This is a genomic window from Synechococcus sp. M16.1 (genome assembly GCF_014279895.1).
In the GTDB taxonomy this organism is placed as follows: Bacteria; Cyanobacteriota; Cyanobacteriia; order PCC-6307; family Cyanobiaceae; genus Parasynechococcus.
The window spans coordinates 1,328,464-1,346,513 of record NZ_CP047954.1 but is presented as its reverse complement, the minus strand read 5'-3'; the positions used below and the strand labels follow the sequence as shown (position 1 = coordinate 1,346,513).

The following is an 18,050-nucleotide window of genomic DNA, read 5'->3' as shown; positions in this document are numbered from 1 at the left end:
CAACGGTCGCCGATGAGGACGATGAACGTTGGTGATAGCGTCCGCCGACACTGTTGTTCTGGTCGATGGAAACCCACGTCCTCACCTTCACCATCACCAAGTCATTTGCCGAATGGGTCGCCACCTATGACGCATCCCTGCCGCTTCAGAAAATCGCTGGCATCACCTCGCTCTACCGGGGTGTCAGCAAGGACGACCCCAGCAAGGTCTGCGCGGTGATGCAAGCCGCTCCCGGGGTGATGGAGCAATTCATCGCTGACAACACCGACATGATCGCGGCTTCGGGGCACGTGATTGAGAGCACCGTGAGTCAGGTGTTCGTCGCCAGCTGATGGCCTGGCGTCCTGCCCGGGCCTGGACCAGCCAACGCCCGGTGGCCGGTTACCGCCATTTCGAGCTGATCACGCAAGGCGGGCGTGGCCCTCTGCGATGGGTTGAGTTGGCGGCTGTGCTGGCTCCGTCTCATCGCGAGCGGGTGCTCTGGAGTGAGCTCAAGGATCCAACCCGCTGGAGCAGCGGCTGGCAGTCCATTCCGGAGAGCGATGAGGATTCTTCAACGCAGTGATCCACACCGGGTGCTGCGCTGGAGCAGCATCTGAATTCAGCCCATTCCCTTCTGCGACTCGCGGAAGGCCTTGAGTTTGTCGATGTCCTTCTCTTCGTCGATGGAATAGTCCGTCAGGATCAAGGCCTTGCCGATGGTCCCGAGGGCGTATTCGATCCGGTCGAGGTCGCGGCGTCCGTCGTCATCCAGTCGTGCTGCACGAATCACCTCAGGGCGCAGCTGGTCGGCCAACTGCTCCAGCGCCGCTGCGATCGCTTTGGCCTGCTGGAGCGGCGCGGAGTCACCCATGAATCCTGAACAGATGCAATCTGACGACTCTGACAGTTCCCCTCAGAATCCTTTGGCCGTGGGTCGCTGACTCGAGAGCGAAACGTTGCCCAGGGGTTGTTGCTGGGCGGCGGGCTGCTGCATCGCTGTGGGTGGAACACCGGGGGCCGCCACCACATTGAATGCCAGCGACCAGCGTTCCCCGTCCCCGCGGAAGGGCATCACCGAATGGGGTTGCCAGGCCGGAAACACATAGAACTCACCGGGCACAGGCAGCACATAGTGCGCCATGCCGGTGCGGAACGATTGAATGTGCCAGTCTTCCGGGCCGTGGAAGCAGAGTTGGCCATCAAAACTGTTGGAGTTGATCTGCGGTGGGACCTTCAGAAAGATCACTCCGGAGAAGCTGCCGCCATGGGTGTGGGTGGGGTTGTAATCACCGGCGGTCTGGCAATTGAGCCAGAGATTAATCATCTGCAGGCGGTAACGACCGGGAACCCAGGGGCCGCGACCCTGGGGAGGCTGACGGTCCATCACATGGCGGATCCAGCGATCACATGCCGGCAGCAGGTGGTTGTTGCTGAGCTCCTGCACGCTGGGTTGATCAGGTCTCAGTTCGCGCTGCTGACGCAGTTGACCCGCCAGCTTCGCTGATGCATCGGGGCTGGACTCGGGATGGGCGAGCACGCTTTCGCTCAGCGCAGTCAGCTGTTGGAGCAGAGGATCCGGAAGGGTGCCCCGAAGGATGGAGCGGGGAAACAGATCGAGAACGTCCACCAAGGCTTGGTCTGCTGCAGGCCATCGTGGCAGCCCCAAAGTGGGTGCACCGTTCATGACGATCCTGATGCTGCGCCACGTCCTTCTGGTGCCTGTGCTGCTGGGGAGTTGCGTCGCTGCAACGGCCGCTGATCTCCCTGGGCAACAGGGGCCCACAACAGCGCTGCTGCAGGGCGGCCCACTGCAGCTCAGCACCCGTCGCACGGCCGAGCTGTTCCCGGACGGCAACCGCATCTGGAAGGTTGAACTGCATCGAGGCTTGCGCTTGTTGGCCAGCTGGCCAGCGGCCAGTGGTGTGGCCCGGCGTCAGAGTGCTGATCGTCGCTGGAGCCCCGGCAATGCAGCCCCTTTGCCCGCTGGTGAGTACAGCCTGGGGCGTCCGGAACCGTGGGGGAATGATCTCTGGTTTGACCTGACCCCGCGCTTCGACACCACCAGAAGTGCACTGGGCATCCACCGCTGTTACCCCGGCACGGGTTGCATCTGCATTCCCGAGCGGGCTGATATCGATGCGCTCGCCAGTTGGGTCAAGGCCACTGGGATTCGCAGCCTGAAGGTGGTGAACTGATGGGAGAGCCTTGATGTGCAGCTGTCCCAAATTCGGTCTCGAACGGAATTTGTGAATGTCGAAAAATCGTTGCCGACATCCCTGCAATCTCGTTCTTTTCGGCTCATGATGCGTGGGCCAAGCCGCTAAGGGGCTTGGAAGCCGGGCCGAGCGATGCCCGACGGGAACTGCGATTTGGCTTCGGCTTTGGCTGAGGTCAAATCCGTTCGTTCTTAAGACATTTGAGTGTGTATCCCTAAACACCGATCCGTACGACAACGTACGTTCGTGGTCGAATCGCTCCGGTGGTGCATCACCGTCGACCACACAACATTCCTTGATCACGACACGTCCGAGTTGCCTGGAGCACCGACGTTCCTCCTAGAGCTCTTTACAAGGAAGGCAAATCATCGGCTTGATCGGATTCATGGACGTCAGCATCTGGATGCTCGTCGGATTCCTGCTGGCGGCCTATTCCGTGGTGGCGAACGACTCGCTGCAGACCCTCGGCACCTATCTCTCCTCCAACCTGAAACGCACGCCGAAGCCCGTGCAGATGCTGTTCATCTGCACGGTCACCTGTGGAGTGCTGCTGTTGGGCTGGTTCCTCAACAACGGTGATCCCACTTGGGGCCGCCTCAATGTGCCTGGCAAGGAGTTTCCTTGGCCCGAGCCGTTCACCTGGGTCTATGTGATTCCACCGCTCGCTGTTGTGGCCTTGACCCAGTGGGGAGCACCGGTGAGCACCTCGTTTCTGGTGTTGTCATCGTTCATGCCAGCCAACATCGGCACGCTGCTCAGCAGCTCGCTGACGGGGTATGGCCTCGCCTTCGGCGTGGGTCTGGCGGCCTATGGCCTTGGGTTGTGGTCGCTGGAGCGCTGGGTGTTCTGTCGTTCCCAGGACGGCAAAGACCCCAGCAAGGTTTGGTACGGCCTGCAGTGGTTCTCCACCGGCTTTCTCTGGTGCATGTGGCTGGTGCAGGACCTGGCCAACATTTTTGTGTTCCTGCCGCGCCAGTTGGACTTCGTTCCGATGCTCATCTGCACGCTGGTGCTCTGCGTGGGCCTCTGTGTTCTGGTGGCCACCGGTGGAGGGCCGATCCAGGCCGTGCTCCGCACCAAGACCAACAGCTCCGATTTGCGTTCGGCCACGCTGATTGATTTGTTGTTCGGTCTTTGCCTGCTCTACAAGGCCTTCCTCTCCAGCTTCCCCCTCAGCACCACTTGGGTGTTTCTGGGGCTGATCGGAGGCCGTGAGTTGGCCTTGCGGATCAAGCAACAAACATCAGATCTGCCGTTCACCAACAGGGAGGGGGGAAGTCTGGCCAAGGTCATCGGCACGGATCTCTGGAAAGCCGCCGTTGGCGTTGTGGTGAGTGTGGTGATCGCCCTCAGCATCCAGCCCCTCGCTCAGCTCACCGCAGGCTGACCCCTGTGGTCAGCGCTCCGATCCATGGCTAGGTCAGAGAGGGATGAGCCTCTCCATGGCCCGTTGTTTTGTCTTGTCGCTGTTGCTGCCCTGGTTGGTAGGCGGGTCTGCCTTGGCCAGACCTGAGCCGCAGCTCAGCGCCAGGCAAACCATCCTCGAGGCGAATCGCCACCTGATTGCCGATGGCTGGCGTCCAGCGCCGGAAAAAAAGCCAACGCCTCAGGAACGGCGCTGGGCCTCTGTGGCGCTCGAGAGCCTTTCGGCCTGTTCCGGCACGGGCGTTGGCTTCTGCCGCTTTGATTACCGCCGAGACCTGCAGCGGCTGTCGGTGGTGACGGTGCCCAGTGAACCGGGCCGTCCGTCGGTTGGTCGCGTTGAGCGATGGTGGTGATCAGGGGTTCAGCGGTTGCTCTTGCCAGAGCGTGTCCGCGTTCCAACGCGTGCGTTGATGGGGATGGGGGCCGAGGTTGAGCCGCTCAACGCTGATCACCTGCAGCCTCAGCACCACAAAATGCTCTGGCAGCGGTGCAGTTTCAGCCAGTTGATCGGGGAAGGCCGCGGTGGAGTCCAGCGGATCCGCCGGGGTGGGCCAGCCCCAGACGGCTCGTCCTGTGTCGGAGAGATTTTGCCAGCGCTGCTGGCAGAGCTCAGGTTGTTCGGTGGCTGTGATCAACGTCACCTTTCCCCGCAGGCGGTACTGCTGGCGAGCTTTGGGGAACAACCAGCACAGTTCAGCGGCTCCATCGTTGGCGAGTTCCGTCACCTTCTCGCTGCGCTGATCGCTGAACAGTTCGAGCTGGTCTGCACCGGCCCAGCCGCGGAACACGAGGGTTCGCACCCGGGGTGCGCCATCGCGTCCTGTTGTGGCCAGTTGCACCCAGCGGGCGGCAACGGAGCGTCCCTCCCGCTGCATGGCCGCGCGCAGCAGAGGTCTCCAAGGGGGGATGGCCCCAGTGATGGGCTCAGTGATGGCCCCAGAGATTCCCTCAGTCATGGAAGGTTGAACAAGCGAGCCTGCTCGGCAGCAGCACGCACCACGATGGCGTGGCGCTGCACCAGGGGAGCGAGGGCGTCGTAGCCGCCGCCGATCACTGTTGCGGTAGGAATCCTGCGGCGCAGACAGGCATCGAGCACGAGGCGATCGCGCATGTTTAATCCCGCATCGCTGAGGGCGAGGCGGCCGAGCCGATCATCGCGATGGGGGTCGACGCCCGCGTTGTAGAGCACCAAGTCCGGGGCGATGCTGTCCAAGGCATCGGGCAACCGGTCAGCAATGGCAGCGAGATAGTCGTCGTCGTTGGTGCCGTCGGCGAGGGGGATGTCGATATCCCCCTCCACTTTGCGCAAGGGGAAATTGCTGGCGGCGTGCACCGAAAGGGTGGTCACCCTGGGGTCGTTTTGAAAGCAGGCCGCTGAACCATCCCCTTGGTGCACATCGAGATCCACGATCAGAATTCGCCGCACCTCCCCTGTTCCCAGCAACACCCGAGCGGCGACAGCACAGTCGTTGAAGATGCAGAAGCCACTCCCGAAGCCGGGGTGGGCGTGGTGGGTGCCGCCCGCCAGATGAGAGGCCAAGCCCCGCTGGAGAGCCAGTCGTGCCGTTAACAGGGTGCCGCCCACGGCAAGCCAGGTGCGCTGCACCAAAGGCCGCGTGGCCGGAAGCCCGATGCGACGTTGCTCCGGTCGGGTCAGGTGATCACGGCTGAAGGCTTCGTGATATTTGCGGGGATGGACGCTCTCCAGATCTCTGCGGGCGATGCTCAAGGGCCGATGCACCTCGTCGGCTTGAACGACTCCCTGCTCCAGCAGGAGTTGATACAGCAGCCGGAATTTCGCCATCGGAAAGCGATGGGTGCTCGGCAGCGGCGCGGAGTAGTGCGGGTGGTAAACGACCGGAAGTGGCAAAGGGTTGTCTCACCCGGGATGGCTCAGCCCTATTCAAGGGTCAGGCAGGCTGCTGGTGCAGCAACCAGTTGTTGAAGCCACTGGTGTTCAGTCCGCTGAACGAGCTCCATGCCCATCTCTCATCAATACGAGGCAGTTATGCAGGCCTCGAAGTACTGACGGAAGACGGTGAAGTCATCGTCGAGCTCCACCAACTCTTCGCAGTAAAGGAGATGCTCCTTAAACGTGCTCGACTCCTCAGCCAAGACTGGCGCGGCAACAGCTGAAGCAAGTACCAGCACGGCAAGCAGAGGTTTCAAGGCAGGCTCCGGGTTGATCACAGGATTCCGAGAGGACCTTTCTTCTTCTTGCAGTAGCCAGCGCTGATGTTCATCCACCCCTCCTTGCAGGCTTTGCCGTTGGTGGGAGCGACCTCGTAATAGATCGGGGAGACGCAGGTAGTGCCGAGGGTGTTCACGTAACCCAGAGGGCACTGGTCATGGCCCTCAGCTTTTGGGATCTCCTTCTGAGCCAATGCAGCAGGTGCAGCAGAAGTAAGGAGAAGGACAGCAGTGAGCAGAGCTTTCATCGACATCGTCAGAACATGAAGAAGGCGAGCAGCAGGCCAACGATGAGCCCTTTTATCCAAACCAAGGCAGCCATTTGGTACTCAGACAGACCGAGCTTCTCCTTGATCCAATAGAAGGCCTTCTTGTCTGCAAACAGCAGTGCCTTGACCGGTCTCCAAACCACAAGCCCATCACGCTTCCAGTTGACCGTCACCTTCATCACTGACCCACCAGCTGGAGGTACTTACTGATGTCGCCGCCATTGCACCAGTGGACAGCCACGGGGCGCTCGATGAAGCCACCCTCACCATCTACGTCGGTGAACTCAACGCCAGACAGGTTGACGATCCCGGTCTCTGCATTCTTCACGCAGTTCACGAACTCCTTCGACTGCTTGGCCATGGGTGCCAACAGGACAAGAGCACCGAGGACAGCTGCCCCGATCAGACCCTTCTCGACGTTGAACTTCATTGAGGCTGGTTAAGGCTGAACTGGTTCTAGGGGTAATTCCTCAAGCTGCCTACCTACCTCTCATTACCTCGCTTCCTGCCTATTTGAACGTTGTTGTATCCCATCGCAAATGGATGGGTTTGACAAAACAAAGCTGCAGTCAATGCTTGACGTGTGGGACTCCTGTGTCTTCACAGCCAGTTTTTGGTTTCTTGAATGCAGCATTCGCTGAGCGGCTTCACCCCTTAAACGCAGAATTGAGTTGTGCCCATGCGTTGTTATTTGCGTTGTGATTTCTCGAAGGACTCTTCCCTGAGATCGACTGTCATAACAGGGTTTGTGACTTCAAGAGCCATCGGAAAGCGATGGGTGCTCGGCAGCGGCGCGGAGTAATGCGGGTGGTAAACGACCGGAAGCGGCAAGGGGTTGTCTCACCCGGGATGGCTCAGCCCCATTCAAGGGTCAGGCAGGCTGTTGGTGCAGCAACCAGTCGTTGAAGCCACTGGTGTTCAGTTCGCTGATGCAGCTCTGCAGTTTGCGCAGATGGCTCTGCTTGATCTGGGTGAGTCGCTGTCCTTCCTGGGTTGTTGGCCCAACGCGGATGCGCTGCTGATTGAGCAGGTCCATCTCGCGGTCGAGATGTTCCATCAGGTTGAGCAGGGCGTAGCCCTGCTTGATCTCCTGCGCGCTGAGCTGCTTAGCGAAGTGACCCATTGGGCAGCCCTTAAGGATTGCTTAATTATCCCATGATGAGGCGTGCTGGACTCATGAAGGACTCTCGGTCCGTGTGTGCGGGGTGTCTCGTTCCCCGAATGAAGTGTGATAGCAGTGGCCTTGTGAAGGATGACCAGGTTGTGGTGGTGGGATGTCCAGGTGTGACTGGCGTTTTCGCTGCTTCTTCAGCCCGGACTGGTTAAGGTCCGCAAGATTGGTGGACATGGCATGGGTGACTACACAACAGCGATCTGGGTCACCATTGGCCTGACGGTCGCCCTCACCGTTCCTGTCGTTTGGCAATTTCTGCAGCCCAACGACGATGATTTCGGTGATCTCACCCGTAGAAAGTGAGCCAACACAACGCTGTCACCATCCGCTGCTGGCAATTGACGGGTGAAACAGCTCTCGAGGACATGGTTCTCGGGGTTGACGAACGTGCCGTTCGTGATGGGCAATGTGCTCTCGTCCGACGATTTCGATGCCTGTCTGGCGATCGTGGTCTGTCGCATGGGGCCCAACTTCTATGCGCACCTCTCGCACGTGGCGGGGCATTACAAGGGTGACGCTAGTGGGATCTGGGACCGCAGTCGCGGTAACGGTGCTCCCGAGGGAACGGCCTACGAGATCAAACCTCTCACGCGTATTCATGGTGTTCCCGAGGTGTTGATCGGTCCCGACTCCCCCGAGGGCATTGCTGTGTCCCATCGGGTTGCTGTCATGCACTATCTGCTCGACATGGGATAGGCGAAGAGATTCGTTGTAGAGGCTTCAAGTCATCTCCGTCTTTCCTGATTGATCTGGGTTCCGGTTCTGGAGAGATCCGGATGGCATGGAAGCAGATCGCCCACGATCGATCTGCACCCTTCAGTGTTTTCTCGGCAGCTCAACAGATCAACAGGACGGCCACCGTTCTGTTGATGGAAAGGAGTGACGCCAATCCAGCCCACGAATCAAGGGCCTATCAAGGGCGGCACAGCCATCCTGCGTTGACTTGATGGGCGTTGGAGTGGATGGGCACACTACAGTTCATGAGTAAGAGGGTTTATTTCTTCGTCTGCTGCTGGCTTGAGGTGCCTGTCAGTTCTTGGGGCGGTGGAAGGGGGCTGCGGACGACTCGAGCTTGGCGTGGGCCTTGTCTGCCTTCCTCAGGATCTTCTGAGCTTCATCGCGGGTCAGGCACTCTTCAGCGGCGAGCTGGAGGGACTCGAGGCGTGAATGGGCGGTGCTTGTCTTCATCTCTTCATAACCGATTCATAACTTTTTATCGCAAAACGCCTGCAATATCAAGCGTTTCAACCCAAAAAAATTTGATCTTTCAGGGCTTGGCGACGGCCAATGGGGTGAGGAACGCGTGATTTCAATGGCATGTTCTGCCCCATTGGCCTGATCGATTCAGTTGCAGCCGAACACGCCAAAGGTGATCTGGCTCACGATCCCGTGCCCCGTCAGAGCTTCCGTCAGCACGCCCACCACGAAGCCGATCATGGCGGCGCGGCCATTGAGGAGCTCTGCCCGTTCGAAACGCTCGCTGCGGATTTGAGCTGCTGCGGCGCTTTGGAACCAGTCGTCGTTGGGAGTCGAAGAAGCCATTACTAGTAGGCAAGTTGCGAAATGTTAAGCCCCTCGTAACGGTTTGTAAATGGGTGGTGCTTCGGCTCCCTAAGAAGCATCACCAATTGCTGCCAAGCAGCTCGGTCCGTAGCCAGACCGGATGTAGGTGCAACCGCTCCAGTCATGTCAACGTCGCGAAACCGAGCCCACAGCCGCTTCTCCTCCCGTCGAATCAATCAGGAGCTGCAGGGAGCCCAAGACGCCTTGATTGCCTTTGAGGGGTATGGCGCCAACGGGCCGTTGTTGCATGCCTCGGCGTTGCAGCGGCCTGCTGGTCGACGCTCAGCCACCTGGGTCGACAAGCTGGTTGCGCCGCTTCAACAACTCCTGGCTGCGTTCAGCCGCCGGAATTGAATGAACGGGTGGTGCGAACACCGCGTTGTTGATTCCTTCGTTGTTGGGATCCAACGGCCAGGTGGTGAAGTTCCTCTGGATTCAATGGATGCACTGCAGACATCAGTGCGTCATCAGTCCAATAGTCGGGACTATCGAGAACTCCCAACCGCAATGGGCAGGATGGGCCAGAAATCATGGCTTCTCCTTTGAGGATGTCTTCAGCATGAAGCATCACAATTTCGAGGGGTTTGGACCTCCTGCTCCAGATTTAGTGTTTCCCAAAAGCAGGCTTCCTGGTGCTAGATGCACTGCTGCTGCATGGTCTGGCTTCTTCATGCATGTTCACCAGAGTCTTAAGTGAGTGTTGACGTCAACCACATCTAGTGTTTGGTGGGTATGATTTATTGATTGCATCAAAGACTGGTGCAGATCGCCGGGTGATGGGGATTGCCTTGGCTGATGAGCCGCTCCAGGGATGGAGCGATTTTTTGTCTGCACCGAACGATTTATACCCTTGGTGCCCCGTGGATCAAGTCCGCTGCGGCTGAATTAGGTCAGCTGTGCATCTGCACCTCTAAACCTTGCATCGCTAGTGCATGAGTTGTGCTCTGCTACTTATCTCTATTGTTCAAAGCAGAGCCCTTGTTCAAGAAAGTCAATGTTAACCAGCCAATCTGGCTTGCCGAATCGATTCAAAATCGATACCCATCACTTTGGTTAGAACGAGGTATCCGCCCCAAGCGACAACGTTGAGGCCAAGGGCCCAGAGATAAAGCGTGCGTCTGGCTTGGGTTGAGTCATCGCTCATCGGTTATTTCCGGTTCAACAAGCACCAAGCACCATAAAGGGCAAGGCCAAGCAGGATCCAGGGAAAGATTGCGCGCAGCAGTGTTAATCCAATCAGGACGACCACAAGTGTGATCGCAGATCGCTTCACCATGGCTTTGCTGCTGTCAGTCATGAACTGCCAGCGGGGAATCAAGGCCATTACAACAACGATGCTGAACAGCGTTCTAGGAGACTTGGACGCAAATTGCCAACCTTTCTCTCAGGCTGGTCAATTCGCCATTCAATGCTTTGGTTTGATGCCTGTTAAGCCGCTGTTTTTGGTTCTGATGAATCAGCTTGTGGCTTCAGCAATCGTATTCGAGATGAGATTTCTGCTCACGCTTGCCAAAATCGGCCTCTTTCATCTGTGATTCGTCATAAGCCCAGTCGCTGTAAATCCTTGATTCTGAAAAGCTCTTTTTAAGACGAAGTGCAGTGATGCGTTGGCCAAGTAGTTCGAATGACCACTTTGCTGCTGAAAGAACCTTGCCCATGACACCTCTTTGCAACGCTACCCATGTGATAGCCCATGGATATCAATTGAACATTGGTGCATATGCTCATTGAGGCTCGGTTTGATTCAAGCCTCCTCGACGGAATCATCGGCGTTTTGTTTGATGCCCTGTTGGCGTCGACTTGATTCACAGTTCCGGCACTCCTGTTGATCCAAGCCAAAGAAATTCAGAGGTTTGATGTCACCGTAGCTGATGCACTGACGTCCCTCTGCTGGGGGGGGCTTCAAAGGCCATGGTGGTCACTCCTTGGTGTTGATCGGTGTTGGTTTGATCCGTTCTGACAACGCCTGGGAGACCATAGGCGCCTCTGTTGATGGCACTGGGGGCAGTCCCCTCTCAGGCTCGAGTGCATGTGACCACAGTGCGCACAACAAATCAGTGCCATGGCTGTTGTTGCTGATGCACCACGCTGATTGTTCAGATCGCATCAGGCATCGGTGTTTGTCCCTAGTTCGATCCCAAGGTTTGGCGGTTCTCAGGATTGATCAAAGATCTTTTGCAGGGCAGTTCGCTCGTTTTGAAGCGAATTCGCCCTCATGGGGTTGCCCAGTGGCCTTGGCTGCCGGGGTCGATTCAAAAAGACCTTGCTGAGCCACCAGAGCTGAATCCCGACAAACGCCAGGGCCAGTAGTGCCAGTTCGGTTGCCCCCTGCATCAGTAGTGCTTGCCGCGATTGTCGATCGCATCCGTTTTAAAGCACTCCAACTCTTCGGGTGTATGCAATGGGGGTTTCTCCCGTTGGCCAGTCCATCGCCGAAGCAGCTGCAGCAATCTTTTCATCCCTTGAATGTTGGTTCATCAAAGCCATGTGCCATCAGGCTATGCCAATCCTGATTTCATTCGGCATCAAATTGGTTGTTGTCATTGCCTCTAAGCTTGTCCGCAGCAGAACAGTTTGTTTCTCGTGACCTTTAAAGAGCTTGTGGCCAGTTTCAACAAACAAGGCACGAGCTGGGAAGAGCTTTGTCTTGAAATCAGGTGTGAGAGCTGTTTTGCATCGGTTTTTGATGAAGTGAACGAGCAAATGGGCTCTTCAAGTGATGTACTTGCTCGGCTTGCCGATGAATTTCCCAATCACTACAAGAGTTATGCCAAGGAGAGGGGCCTGGTTCAGCCGTGACCAATCAGTCTTGATCAAGAGGTGTGAGAGAGGCAGTAGGTCGTGACACCACCCACCAAATCAAGCAACCACGCCCGAAGAGGTCTCCCTCTCACCTTCAAACCATAGTTGTGGCTCGGGCCTCCGTCAGCCCCGGGTTCACCGAGAGGCAGCCAAGTTCGCTTTCGCTGCTTTTAGGGCTTCCTCGCAGGCCGCTCGGTCTTCGCTGTCGATGTCACCCTGACTGCCGTTCAAGCGTTCCTCCAGGAAGGCGATCTCATCAATCCAGTAGGCCCTGTCTTTGCCTTGTTGTTCAGTCACGCGTTTGGAAAGGTGCCAGTCCATCGCATCCTTCATAGAGGAACGCTGCCCAGGCGGCTGCCACCACTGTCTGGTTTGTTCATGGCTTTGGGCTAGTGCGCTTAGAGGACGCAGACTGGGTGGATCTGAAGAAGGAGCGCATCGCCATCGACGAGACGTCTCCAGTTACCCCCATGACCGCGCTGGTCATCGATGCCGATGGGCATCTGACCTACATGGGTGAAGACGGATGCCGCCGGCAGATTGTTGGTGATCCAGAGCTCTTGGCGCGTTTGCAAGAGTTGCAAGGGAAGGACTGTACTGATGGCGATGGCGATTGGCAGTTGTAGTTGGTCTCGCCAGATCTCCCAAGATCAGCCGAAGATTTCTTCTTTCTTCGGAGCTGAATGAGTCTTTTGACCGATGGGCTGTTTTGTTCGCTTTCCTTATGACGAGCAAAGCCATCTTGAAGTCATGGACACAATGTTTTTCGTTGGCGTGAATGCGGGGCTTCTGATCCTGCTGATTTTTGGTCTTGTATCTGCCAAAGCCAAGATCAAGGCAGGCCGTAAAGAGATCATCTGAGCCACCAACGAAGCCGGTTTCATCGCTGGTAGGGGCAAGACAAAACTCCGGCGCGTGACGGCACCAGGAATCTCTTCATCACGAAGATCAAAGTCCTGTCGATTCGTTCAGGGCCTTTCCTCGGTGGTCGTCAGAGCTACCAGTGCTCTTTCGATTTGTTCAATCTCCTCTTTTTGGCGTATGCCATCGCCCTTGTATAGGGGGAAGCGGGTTGTCGTTCAGAGTCCTAAACCCAATCATCTGAATACTTTGTCTTGGTGGCGCTCAGTTCACGGATGTCTTCTGTGAGGTGCTGTGCTGCCCACATGCCTCTGACGACTTGGCAGACACCTTCCTGGTCGCAAACCCTGTAGTACTCGAAGCCCTCTGGAGCGGTGGTGAGTCTGGTCTTTGTTCCTTTCATGTTCTTGATCTCCGCTGATCCAACAAATAGACAACAAGATGAGTCCCGACTAGGCGAATTGAGACAAAAAGTTCAGGTTGTTACAAATCCTTGGATGGCTTAACAGGCGCAATTTCAATTCAGGCCCTTGGCGCGATGTGGGTGGCCAGCTCAGTGTTGAGTCAGTTGATATGGCCGTTGTCCACGTCTGCGACCTGGACGAGGGTGGGGACCTTGGGATTTCTGGCGCCACCGCGTAGTGAGAAGCCCGTTCTAGCAGCTTGCTTGAGCAGGGAGAGCAATAAAAAAACCGCCCCTTGTGGGACGGTCGAGATGTCAGCTGGGGACTGACTTTTTAACGCATCGGGGAGACAGGATTCGAACCTGCGGCATCTTGCTCCCAAAGCAAGCGCGCTACCAAACTGCGCCACTCCCCGGCGCACAAAGAGATTAGCGGTCAGCGTGCAGCTGTTCAGCCAGGTTGACGCCGCTGCTGATCGCTCCTTCCGCTCTGCCGAAGCCAGGCCCTGCGATCCAGTCGCCACAGAACCCAACGGCGCTGGTGGGGCACCACTGCAGTTCTTGTGGCAAGGGGTTGTTGAGGGGCCGTGAGGCGCCCCAGCGCATCACACCCAACGGCGTCGCCTGGTTCAACGCAGCTGAAACAACCGGCAGGGCTTGCAGCAGTTCGGGCAACAGCTCCACCAGGCGCTGTTGCTCCTGAGCCAGCAGGTGCCCCTGGCTTTCGGGCGTGATTGCTTCCCCGGAATCCAATCCATGCACCACAAGCCCCCAGCGTCCATCGCTTTGCGGCTGCAGCACGAGGCGTTCCACCTCCCAGTGCGCCTTGGCGGCGTCGTCCAACCAGATCTGAGCGGGCAGCTCCTCAGCGTTGAGCGCGAGCACGCCCAGATCCACCATCAGGTTCCAGCGCACTTCGGCTTGGCTGTGTTGCAGCAGGCTCAATGCCTTGTCGAGGTCGTCATCCACGCCTTCCGCAACGGCTGTGCGCAGGGGGACGTCATCCCAAGCCAGCATCTTCAGTGAGCGGGGATGGGCCAGCAGGGTTCCACTGAGCACAAGGCGCTTGGCCCTGAGGCTCCAGGTTCGATCCTCGTTCTCCAGCAGCCAATGGTCCCGGCGGTGCTCCAACCAGCGCACTCGGGTTTCGAACTGACGGCTCAGTTGCGCTGTGCCAGCAGTATCGAGAAGCGCCTCGCAGATGCTGGCCATGCTGGGAACACCCTGCCACCAGCCACCATTTGGCCAGGCGTCTGGGCTGGTGGCAGGCGACAAACCGGCTTCGACATTGAGCGAAAGCACAGCTCGCTCGTCCCGCTGGAGCACACCTGCTGCCCGCAATGGCTTCAGCAGTGAATCCATGCCCTCCGGCATGGATTCACTGAGGTTGAATCCCGGTGCTCCATGGTTGAGCAGCCAGCCACTTTGGTCGCGTCTCCTGCGGGTGGCCGTGCGTCCACCTGGCCCCCGGCCGGCCTCGATCAAAGCGATGTTGAGGTCAGATCCCAGCTGATTGAGCCGGCCAATCAGGCTGCAGCCAGCCAGTCCTGCACCGATAACGGCGAGATCAACCTCAGCCACGTTCGCTGAAGCCTCTTCCGCTGATCACATCCAATAGCGCTCTGCGGCCACTCGAGAAAACAAACCACCCAGCAATGCCAGAAGAATCGTGACGCCAAAGAATGCGAAATACGCCATCTGAACTGTTGGCCTGATCAGAGATTCACGGCTTTCTAACAGCCGCTCGGTCGTCGGCTCGGTTGAGTCACGAGACGACATCAAATCGTGGATATGGGTCGCCTGAGATTCGAACTCAGGACCAGCCGGTTAAAAGCCGGATGCTCTACCGCTGAGCTAGCGACCCGTGCCCGCTTGGGCATGCCATTTCGGCACCAAATGAGGTTATCACTCAGGTCGCCGGGGAGACTGGTAGCTGCTGAACCATGGCCATGACTGGCTCCACGCCCTGGCCCGATCCCCAGATCGATGCCAACGCCTGGGTTGCTGAATCCGCCGTTGTGATTGGCAATGTGCAGATGGCAGCGGGCAGCAGCCTCTGGCCCACGGCCGTTGCGCGCGGAGATCTCGCGCAGATCAGCATCGGAGCGGGCAGCAATGTTCAAGACGGTGCCGTGCTCCATGGCGATCCGGGACAGCCGGTTCGCCTCGGTGCTGACGTCACCGTGGGGCACAGGGCCGTCATCCACGGCGCCACGCTCGAGGATGGATGCCTGGTGGGCATTGGGGCCATCGTTCTCAATGGCGTCACCGTCGGTGCAGGCGCCCTGGTGGCTGCTGGTTCTGTTGTCACCAGGGATGTGCCTTCCGGAACGCTGGTAATGGGCGCGCCAGCGGCGGTGAAGCGGGAGTTATCGCCTGAGGCGATTGATCAACAGCGCTGCCATGCCCGGCGCTACGCGCAATTGGCGGCCTCCCACGCCCAGATCAGTCCTTGAACGCACTCCTCTGATTGCTGCGAATTCGATCAGCTTTCAAGGAAGGTCGTGGGATCAACGGAGAAGTCCGTAAGATCGGCGACACAGATTTCCGTTTTCAAGAATGGTCCGAGTTGCCATCGGTCTGGTCCTCATCCTGGTGATCGTCGGTTACTCGGCCTTCAGCGTGATCACCACGGGCCAGGTTCTGGGTATCGATGCCCGCCTGTTCCTGGTGGTTGCCCCGATCTTGGCCGCCGTCAGCTGGGCTGCTTTCAACATCGGCCGTGCGGCTGTGGGTCAGCTGCAGCTGATGCTCAAGCGCAGCCGCGCCTGATCCAGGCAAGCGAGCTTCGTAGGCTGAAGGCTGCTTGATGCAGCCGGTTGTCTCAATCTCCCCATGTCACCGTTCTTGGTGCCGGTCTGGCCGGCACTGAGGCGGCTTGGCAGATCGCCAGAGCAGGGGTTGCGGTCACCCTGGTGGAGATGCGTCCGATTCGACGCTCCCCTGCGCACCACAGCAGTGATTTCGCTGAATTGGTGTGCAGCAACAGCTTTGGCGCTCTGAGTAGCGACCGTGCCGCAGGTTTGCTGCAGGAGGAACTGCGTAGGCTTGGCTCTTTGGTGATCGGCAAGGCCGACACCCATGCCGTGCCGGCCGGCGGAGCTTTGGCCGTGGATCGCGGTCGCTACAGCGCTGCCCTCACGGAAGCTCTCGACCAGCATCCTCTGGTCACGATTGAACGGCGGGAGCAGCAGGCTCTACCGCCGGAGGATGCGATCACCGTTTTGGCGACGGGGCCGCTCACGAGTGAACTGTTGGCGGAGGATCTGCGCCAGTTCACCGGTCGTGCCGACTGCCACTTCTTTGATGCGGCCAGTCCGATCGTGCATGGGGACAGCATTGATCTGTCAGTGGCCTTCCGTGCCAGCCGCTACGACAAGGGGGATGCCGACTACATCAACTGTCCGATGGACAAGGAGCAGTACCTGGCGTTCCGCCAGGCCCTGCTGGAGGCGGAACAGGCGGAACTCAAAGACTTTGACAAGAACGACGCCACCTTCTTTGAAGGCTGCCTGCCGATTGAGGAGTTGGCGCGTCGTGGTGAAGACACCATGCGTTACGGCCCCCTGAAGCCGATCGGGCTCTGGGATCCCCGTTGGGGCGATGTGAACGATCGCGATGTGCGCCGGGCCAAGCGCGCCTATGCGGTGGTGCAGCTACGGCAGGAAGACAAGGACGGGCGCCTCTGGAATCTGGTGGGTTTCCAGACGAATCTCAAATGGGGTGAGCAGAAGCGAGTTCTGCAGATGATTCCCGGGCTGGGCCAGGCGGAATTCGTGCGCTTCGGGGTGATGCACCGCAACACCTTCCTGGAGTCGCCGCAGCTGCTGCAGCCCACCCTGCAGTTCCGCCAGCGCCCCAACCTCCTGGCGGCAGGCCAGATCACCGGCACCGAGGGTTATGCCGCCGCCGTGGCCGGTGGCTGGTTGGCCGGCACCAATGCGGCCCGGCTGGCCCTGGGCCTGGAGCCCATTGACCTGCCCGCCACCTGCATGAGTGGAGCCCTCACCCATTTTGTCAGCGAGGCACCAACGGCCAAGTTCCAGCCGATGCCCCCCAACTTCGGTTTGTTGCCGGAGCTGTCGGAACGCATTCGCGACAAGCGAGCGCGCTATGGCGCCTACCGCGATCGTGCTCTGCAGGACTTGGAGCCGATGCGGGCCCTCCAACCCCAGACCGTGACGGCATGACAACCCCTGCGGAGGCTCGCCGGATCGAACAGCGCTCCCTGCGCTTCGGTGTTGGAGCCAACGCAGTAATGGCCCTGGCTGGGTTTTCCGCCCATGTGCTTACCGGATCCTCGGCCCTGCTGTTGGACGGCCTTTATTCCGCCGTGTTGGTGGGGTCGTCCTTGATTGCCAGTCGCATCAGCCGCAACGTGGTGCGGCCACCGGATCGAGCCTGGCCCTACGGCTACGAAGGCCAGGAAGCCCTGTATGTGCTGTTTCGCTCCCTGGTGCTGCTCGGGGTGATCGGCTTTGGCGTTGGCAGCGCCTGCTCCACCTTGATCGATTGGTGGCGGGGGAACAGCATTGCGCCGTTGCATCTGGAGCCGGTGGCGCTCTACACCGCGCTGATTACAGCGCTCTGTGGACTGCTGGCCTGGCGGCACCGCCGCGATTGGCGCCGCACGGGTCGGGTGTCGCTGCTGCTGCTCACCGAGGCCCGCAATGCCCGGATCGATGCCGTGATCACCCTGGCCACGGGTCTGGCCCTGCTGGCGTCGCCGCTGCTCTTGGCAACGCCCTTGTCTGCCCTTGCGCCGATCACCGATGCCCTGCTGGTGCTGGCGGTGAGCCTGGCCTTGCTGCGGGAACCGTTGGCGGCGCTGCGGGATGCCATGGCCCAGGCGGCGGGCTGTGCCGCCGACCCGGATGTGCTCCAGCGCACGCGCATGGTGTTGATGCAGGAGCTGGTGGGGCTTCAGCTGCAGATGATGGATTTCACGGTGCAGCAGCTCGGCCGCACGGCCTTTGTCGTGGTCTACATCAATCCGCTGCAGCCTCAAGAAAGTCGGGTGATTGATGGGTTGCGCCATCACATCGATGCCCGCTGCAGTGCCGAACTCGGACGTCCGGTGCGCTCTGAGGTGATCCTCACGGTGATGCCGCCGATTCACCGCCAGGATCCAAGGCCGCAGACGGCCCCTTAGCGTCACCCCCAAA

At 59.0% G+C, this 18,050-nt stretch carries 30 protein-coding genes and 2 tRNA genes; 16 read left to right on the top strand and 16 right to left on the bottom strand.

Translation table 11 applies throughout. The features are described 5' to 3' along the window. Positions 1 to 65: 65 nt before the first annotated feature. Positions 66 to 332 carry a DUF3764 family protein gene (locus SynM161_RS07810; RefSeq protein WP_114987863.1) on the top strand — a complete coding sequence of 89 codons (267 nt, stop codon included), beginning with the start codon at positions 66 to 68 and terminating at the stop codon, positions 330 to 332. After that, a complete protein-coding gene (locus SynM161_RS07805; RefSeq protein WP_186493537.1) occupies positions 332 to 565 on the top strand; it encodes a TIGR02450 family Trp-rich protein in 234 nt (77 codons plus the stop codon). Before SynM161_RS07810 ends, SynM161_RS07805 begins: the two co-directional genes overlap by 1 nt. Before the next feature lie 36 nt (positions 566 to 601). Here SynM161_RS07805 and SynM161_RS07800 read toward each other — a convergent pair whose 3' ends face one another. Both SynM161_RS07800 and SynM161_RS07795 read right to left on the bottom strand, forming a co-directional pair. After that, positions 602 to 853 carry a hypothetical protein gene (locus tag SynM161_RS07800; RefSeq protein ID WP_114987861.1) on the bottom strand — a complete coding sequence of 84 codons (252 nt, stop codon included), beginning with the start codon at positions 851 to 853 and terminating at the stop codon, positions 602 to 604. A gap of 42 nt (positions 854 to 895) precedes the next feature. Beyond that, positions 896 to 1,609, bottom strand: a complete 714-nt coding sequence (locus SynM161_RS07795; RefSeq protein ID WP_186540729.1) for a putative 2OG-Fe(II) oxygenase — start codon at positions 1,607 to 1,609, stop codon at positions 896 to 898. 67 nt (positions 1,610 to 1,676) lie between these two features. On the opposite strand from SynM161_RS07795, the gene SynM161_RS07790 reads away from it, so the two are divergent. The 3 genes from SynM161_RS07790 (at position 1,677) to SynM161_RS07780 (ending at position 3,976) form a co-directional block, all read left to right on the top strand. Then, on the top strand, positions 1,677 to 2,177 hold the full coding sequence (locus tag SynM161_RS07790) for a hypothetical protein (protein ID WP_186540727.1): 501 nt from the start codon (positions 1,677 to 1,679) through the stop codon (positions 2,175 to 2,177). A gap of 406 nt (positions 2,178 to 2,583) precedes the next feature. Beyond that, on the top strand, positions 2,584 to 3,585 hold the full coding sequence (locus SynM161_RS07785) for a hypothetical protein (protein WP_255441747.1): 1,002 nt from the start codon (positions 2,584 to 2,586) through the stop codon (positions 3,583 to 3,585). A gap of 43 nt (positions 3,586 to 3,628) precedes the next feature. Beyond that, positions 3,629 to 3,976, top strand: a complete 348-nt coding sequence (locus tag SynM161_RS07780; protein WP_255441746.1) for a hypothetical protein — start codon at positions 3,629 to 3,631, stop codon at positions 3,974 to 3,976. Here the strand turns inward: SynM161_RS07780 and SynM161_RS07775 are convergent, their stop codons facing one another. From SynM161_RS07775 to SynM161_RS07750, 7 genes are all read right to left on the bottom strand, one after another. Continuing rightward, positions 3,977 to 4,579 carry a pyridoxamine 5'-phosphate oxidase family protein gene (locus SynM161_RS07775; RefSeq protein WP_186540723.1) on the bottom strand — a complete coding sequence of 201 codons (603 nt, stop codon included), beginning with the start codon at positions 4,577 to 4,579 and terminating at the stop codon, positions 3,977 to 3,979. Further along, positions 4,576 to 5,493: a histone deacetylase gene (locus tag SynM161_RS07770; RefSeq protein ID WP_186540722.1), complete on the bottom strand. Its 918-nt coding sequence runs from the start codon at positions 5,491 to 5,493 to the stop codon at positions 4,576 to 4,578. The genes SynM161_RS07775 and SynM161_RS07770 overlap by 4 nt, the downstream gene beginning before the upstream one ends. 122 nt (positions 5,494 to 5,615) lie before the next feature. Next, positions 5,616 to 5,738 (bottom strand): hypothetical protein, encoded by a 123-nt coding sequence (locus SynM161_RS12115; protein ID WP_255441745.1) that lies wholly within the window; start codon positions 5,736 to 5,738, stop codon positions 5,616 to 5,618. A gap of 71 nt (positions 5,739 to 5,809) precedes the next feature. After that, a complete protein-coding gene (locus SynM161_RS07765) occupies positions 5,810 to 6,061 on the bottom strand; it encodes a hypothetical protein (protein WP_186540720.1) in 252 nt (83 codons plus the stop codon). An 8-nt stretch (positions 6,062 to 6,069) separates the two neighbouring features. Next, positions 6,070 to 6,261 carry a hypothetical protein gene (locus SynM161_RS07760; protein WP_186540718.1) on the bottom strand — a complete coding sequence of 64 codons (192 nt, stop codon included), beginning with the start codon at positions 6,259 to 6,261 and terminating at the stop codon, positions 6,070 to 6,072. Continuing rightward, positions 6,261 to 6,512, bottom strand: a complete 252-nt coding sequence (locus SynM161_RS07755; protein ID WP_186540709.1) for a hypothetical protein — start codon at positions 6,510 to 6,512, stop codon at positions 6,261 to 6,263. Before SynM161_RS07755 ends, SynM161_RS07760 begins: the two co-directional genes overlap by 1 nt. A 441-nt stretch (positions 6,513 to 6,953) precedes the next feature. After that, on the bottom strand, positions 6,954 to 7,205 hold the full coding sequence (locus tag SynM161_RS07750) for a hypothetical protein (RefSeq protein ID WP_115161805.1): 252 nt from the start codon (positions 7,203 to 7,205) through the stop codon (positions 6,954 to 6,956). A 228-nt stretch (positions 7,206 to 7,433) separates the two neighbouring features. Between SynM161_RS07750 and SynM161_RS12110 the strand changes: the two genes are divergently transcribed. Next, positions 7,434 to 7,559, top strand: coding sequence for a hypothetical protein (locus SynM161_RS12110; RefSeq protein WP_006850800.1), 126 nt, complete (start codon positions 7,434 to 7,436; stop codon positions 7,557 to 7,559). Positions 7,560 to 7,634: 75 nt separating this feature from the next. Further along, positions 7,635 to 7,952 carry a hypothetical protein gene (locus SynM161_RS07745; protein ID WP_255441744.1) on the top strand — a complete coding sequence of 106 codons (318 nt, stop codon included), beginning with the start codon at positions 7,635 to 7,637 and terminating at the stop codon, positions 7,950 to 7,952. A 333-nt stretch (positions 7,953 to 8,285) separates the two neighbouring features. Here the strand turns inward: SynM161_RS07745 and SynM161_RS07740 are convergent, their stop codons facing one another. Further along, positions 8,286 to 8,444, bottom strand: a complete 159-nt coding sequence (locus tag SynM161_RS07740) for a hypothetical protein (protein ID WP_170950551.1) — start codon at positions 8,442 to 8,444, stop codon at positions 8,286 to 8,288. Positions 8,445 to 8,600: 156 nt separating this feature from the next. After that, positions 8,601 to 8,798 carry a chlorophyll a/b-binding protein gene (locus SynM161_RS07735; protein ID WP_115010181.1) on the bottom strand — a complete coding sequence of 66 codons (198 nt, stop codon included), beginning with the start codon at positions 8,796 to 8,798 and terminating at the stop codon, positions 8,601 to 8,603. Between the two features lie 144 nt (positions 8,799 to 8,942). On the opposite strand from SynM161_RS07735, the gene SynM161_RS07730 reads away from it, so the two are divergent. The 3 genes from SynM161_RS07730 to SynM161_RS07720 all read left to right on the top strand — a co-directional run bounded on the left by SynM161_RS07730 (position 8,943) and on the right by SynM161_RS07720 (position 11,618). Then, positions 8,943 to 9,173 carry a hypothetical protein gene (locus tag SynM161_RS07730; RefSeq protein ID WP_186540707.1) on the top strand — a complete coding sequence of 77 codons (231 nt, stop codon included), beginning with the start codon at positions 8,943 to 8,945 and terminating at the stop codon, positions 9,171 to 9,173. A gap of 920 nt (positions 9,174 to 10,093) precedes the next feature. Next, complete coding sequence (locus SynM161_RS07725; RefSeq protein ID WP_186540705.1) at positions 10,094 to 10,354, top strand: hypothetical protein; 261 nt, start codon at positions 10,094 to 10,096, stop codon at positions 10,352 to 10,354. A 1,048-nt stretch (positions 10,355 to 11,402) separates the two neighbouring features. Beyond that, the gene (locus SynM161_RS07720; RefSeq protein ID WP_115132236.1) at positions 11,403 to 11,618 is read left to right on the top strand and encodes a hypothetical protein; all 216 of its coding nucleotides are present in this window, start codon (positions 11,403 to 11,405) and stop codon (positions 11,616 to 11,618) included. A gap of 138 nt (positions 11,619 to 11,756) precedes the next feature. Here SynM161_RS07720 and SynM161_RS07715 read toward each other — a convergent pair whose 3' ends face one another. Next, a complete protein-coding gene (locus tag SynM161_RS07715) occupies positions 11,757 to 11,918 on the bottom strand; it encodes a hypothetical protein (RefSeq protein ID WP_255441743.1) in 162 nt (53 codons plus the stop codon). 95 nt (positions 11,919 to 12,013) lie between these two features. Here SynM161_RS07715 and SynM161_RS07710 point away from each other — a divergent pair, with 95 nt between their 5' ends. Together SynM161_RS07710 and SynM161_RS07705 are read left to right on the top strand one after the other, a co-directional pair. After that, positions 12,014 to 12,247 (top strand): hypothetical protein, encoded by a 234-nt coding sequence (locus SynM161_RS07710; protein ID WP_244278641.1) that lies wholly within the window; start codon positions 12,014 to 12,016, stop codon positions 12,245 to 12,247. A 73-nt stretch (positions 12,248 to 12,320) separates the two neighbouring features. Then, positions 12,321 to 12,482: a hypothetical protein gene (locus SynM161_RS07705; protein ID WP_170950951.1), complete on the top strand. Its 162-nt coding sequence runs from the start codon at positions 12,321 to 12,323 to the stop codon at positions 12,480 to 12,482. 745 nt (positions 12,483 to 13,227) lie between these two features. Here SynM161_RS07705 and SynM161_RS07695 read toward each other — a convergent pair. From SynM161_RS07695 to SynM161_RS07680, 4 genes are all read right to left on the bottom strand, one after another. Beyond that, positions 13,228 to 13,301 (bottom strand) — tRNA-Pro (locus SynM161_RS07695). Between the two features lie 13 nt (positions 13,302 to 13,314). Next, positions 13,315 to 14,466, bottom strand: a complete 1,152-nt coding sequence (locus SynM161_RS07690) for an NAD(P)-binding protein (protein WP_186540699.1) — start codon at positions 14,464 to 14,466, stop codon at positions 13,315 to 13,317. Positions 14,467 to 14,490: 24 nt separating this feature from the next. Beyond that, the gene (locus SynM161_RS07685) at positions 14,491 to 14,664 is read right to left on the bottom strand and encodes a hypothetical protein (protein WP_170950646.1); all 174 of its coding nucleotides are present in this window, start codon (positions 14,662 to 14,664) and stop codon (positions 14,491 to 14,493) included. Between the two features lie 13 nt (positions 14,665 to 14,677). Then, positions 14,678 to 14,749, bottom strand: a tRNA-Lys gene (locus SynM161_RS07680). Between the two features lie 79 nt (positions 14,750 to 14,828). Between SynM161_RS07680 and SynM161_RS07675 the strand changes: the two genes are divergently transcribed. The 4 genes from SynM161_RS07675 to SynM161_RS07660 all read left to right on the top strand — a co-directional run bounded on the left by SynM161_RS07675 (position 14,829) and on the right by SynM161_RS07660 (position 18,037). After that, entirely contained in the window at positions 14,829 to 15,341 is a 513-nt protein-coding gene (locus SynM161_RS07675) for a gamma carbonic anhydrase family protein (RefSeq protein ID WP_186540697.1), read from the top strand. 193 nt (positions 15,342 to 15,534) lie between these two features. After that, the gene (locus SynM161_RS07670) at positions 15,535 to 15,657 is read left to right on the top strand and encodes a photosystem II protein Y (protein WP_025362202.1); all 123 of its coding nucleotides are present in this window, start codon (positions 15,535 to 15,537) and stop codon (positions 15,655 to 15,657) included. Positions 15,658 to 15,704: 47 nt separating this feature from the next. Next, positions 15,705 to 17,075 (top strand): FADH(2)-oxidizing methylenetetrahydrofolate--tRNA-(uracil(54)-C(5))-methyltransferase TrmFO, encoded by a 1,371-nt coding sequence (gene trmFO, locus SynM161_RS07665; RefSeq protein ID WP_186540695.1) that lies wholly within the window; start codon positions 15,705 to 15,707, stop codon positions 17,073 to 17,075. Further along, on the top strand, positions 17,072 to 18,037 hold the full coding sequence (locus tag SynM161_RS07660; protein ID WP_186540686.1) for a cation transporter: 966 nt from the start codon (positions 17,072 to 17,074) through the stop codon (positions 18,035 to 18,037). Before trmFO ends, SynM161_RS07660 begins: the two co-directional genes overlap by 4 nt. The last annotated feature ends 13 nt before the right edge of the window (positions 18,038 to 18,050 follow it).

Bases quoted from the DNA above. Each gene is read 5' to 3' on its own strand.
- SynM161_RS07755 (WP_186540709.1), bottom strand. From the start codon at position 6,512: ATGAAGTTCAACGTCGAGAAGGGTCTGATCGGGGCAGCTGTCCTCGGT.
- SynM161_RS07785 (WP_255441747.1), top strand. From the start codon at position 2,584: ATGGACGTCAGCATCTGGATGCTCGTCGGATTCCTGCTGGCGGCCTAT.
- SynM161_RS12110 (WP_006850800.1), top strand. From the start codon at position 7,434: ATGGGTGACTACACAACAGCGATCTGGGTCACCATTGGCCTGACGGTC.
- SynM161_RS07685 (WP_170950646.1), bottom strand. From the start codon at position 14,664: ATGTCGTCTCGTGACTCAACCGAGCCGACGACCGAGCGGCTGTTAGAA.
- SynM161_RS07775 (WP_186540723.1), bottom strand. From the start codon at position 4,579: ATGACTGAGGGAATCTCTGGGGCCATCACTGAGCCCATCACTGGGGCC.
- SynM161_RS07790 (WP_186540727.1), top strand. From the start codon at position 1,677: ATGCTGCGCCACGTCCTTCTGGTGCCTGTGCTGCTGGGGAGTTGCGTC.
- SynM161_RS07780 (WP_255441746.1), top strand. From the start codon at position 3,629: ATGAGCCTCTCCATGGCCCGTTGTTTTGTCTTGTCGCTGTTGCTGCCC.
- SynM161_RS07675 (WP_186540697.1), top strand. From the start codon at position 14,829: ATGGCCATGACTGGCTCCACGCCCTGGCCCGATCCCCAGATCGATGCC.
- SynM161_RS07725 (WP_186540705.1), top strand. From the start codon at position 10,094: ATGGCTTTGCTGCTGTCAGTCATGAACTGCCAGCGGGGAATCAAGGCC.
- SynM161_RS07740 (WP_170950551.1), bottom strand. From the start codon at position 8,444: ATGAAGACAAGCACCGCCCATTCACGCCTCGAGTCCCTCCAGCTCGCC.
- SynM161_RS07800 (WP_114987861.1), bottom strand. From the start codon at position 853: ATGGGTGACTCCGCGCCGCTCCAGCAGGCCAAAGCGATCGCAGCGGCG.
- SynM161_RS07735 (WP_115010181.1), bottom strand. From the start codon at position 8,798: ATGGCTTCTTCGACTCCCAACGACGACTGGTTCCAAAGCGCCGCAGCA.
- SynM161_RS07805 (WP_186493537.1), top strand. From the start codon at position 332: ATGGCCTGGCGTCCTGCCCGGGCCTGGACCAGCCAACGCCCGGTGGCC.
- SynM161_RS07810 (WP_114987863.1), top strand. From the start codon at position 66: ATGGAAACCCACGTCCTCACCTTCACCATCACCAAGTCATTTGCCGAA.
- SynM161_RS07760 (WP_186540718.1), bottom strand. From the start codon at position 6,261: ATGAAGGTGACGGTCAACTGGAAGCGTGATGGGCTTGTGGTTTGGAGA.
- SynM161_RS07750 (WP_115161805.1), bottom strand. From the start codon at position 7,205: ATGGGTCACTTCGCTAAGCAGCTCAGCGCGCAGGAGATCAAGCAGGGC.
- SynM161_RS07765 (WP_186540720.1), bottom strand. From the start codon at position 6,061: ATGAAAGCTCTGCTCACTGCTGTCCTTCTCCTTACTTCTGCTGCACCT.
- SynM161_RS07660 (WP_186540686.1), top strand. From the start codon at position 17,072: ATGACAACCCCTGCGGAGGCTCGCCGGATCGAACAGCGCTCCCTGCGC.
- SynM161_RS07705 (WP_170950951.1), top strand. From the start codon at position 12,321: ATGGGCTGTTTTGTTCGCTTTCCTTATGACGAGCAAAGCCATCTTGAA.
- SynM161_RS07730 (WP_186540707.1), top strand. From the start codon at position 8,943: ATGTCAACGTCGCGAAACCGAGCCCACAGCCGCTTCTCCTCCCGTCGA.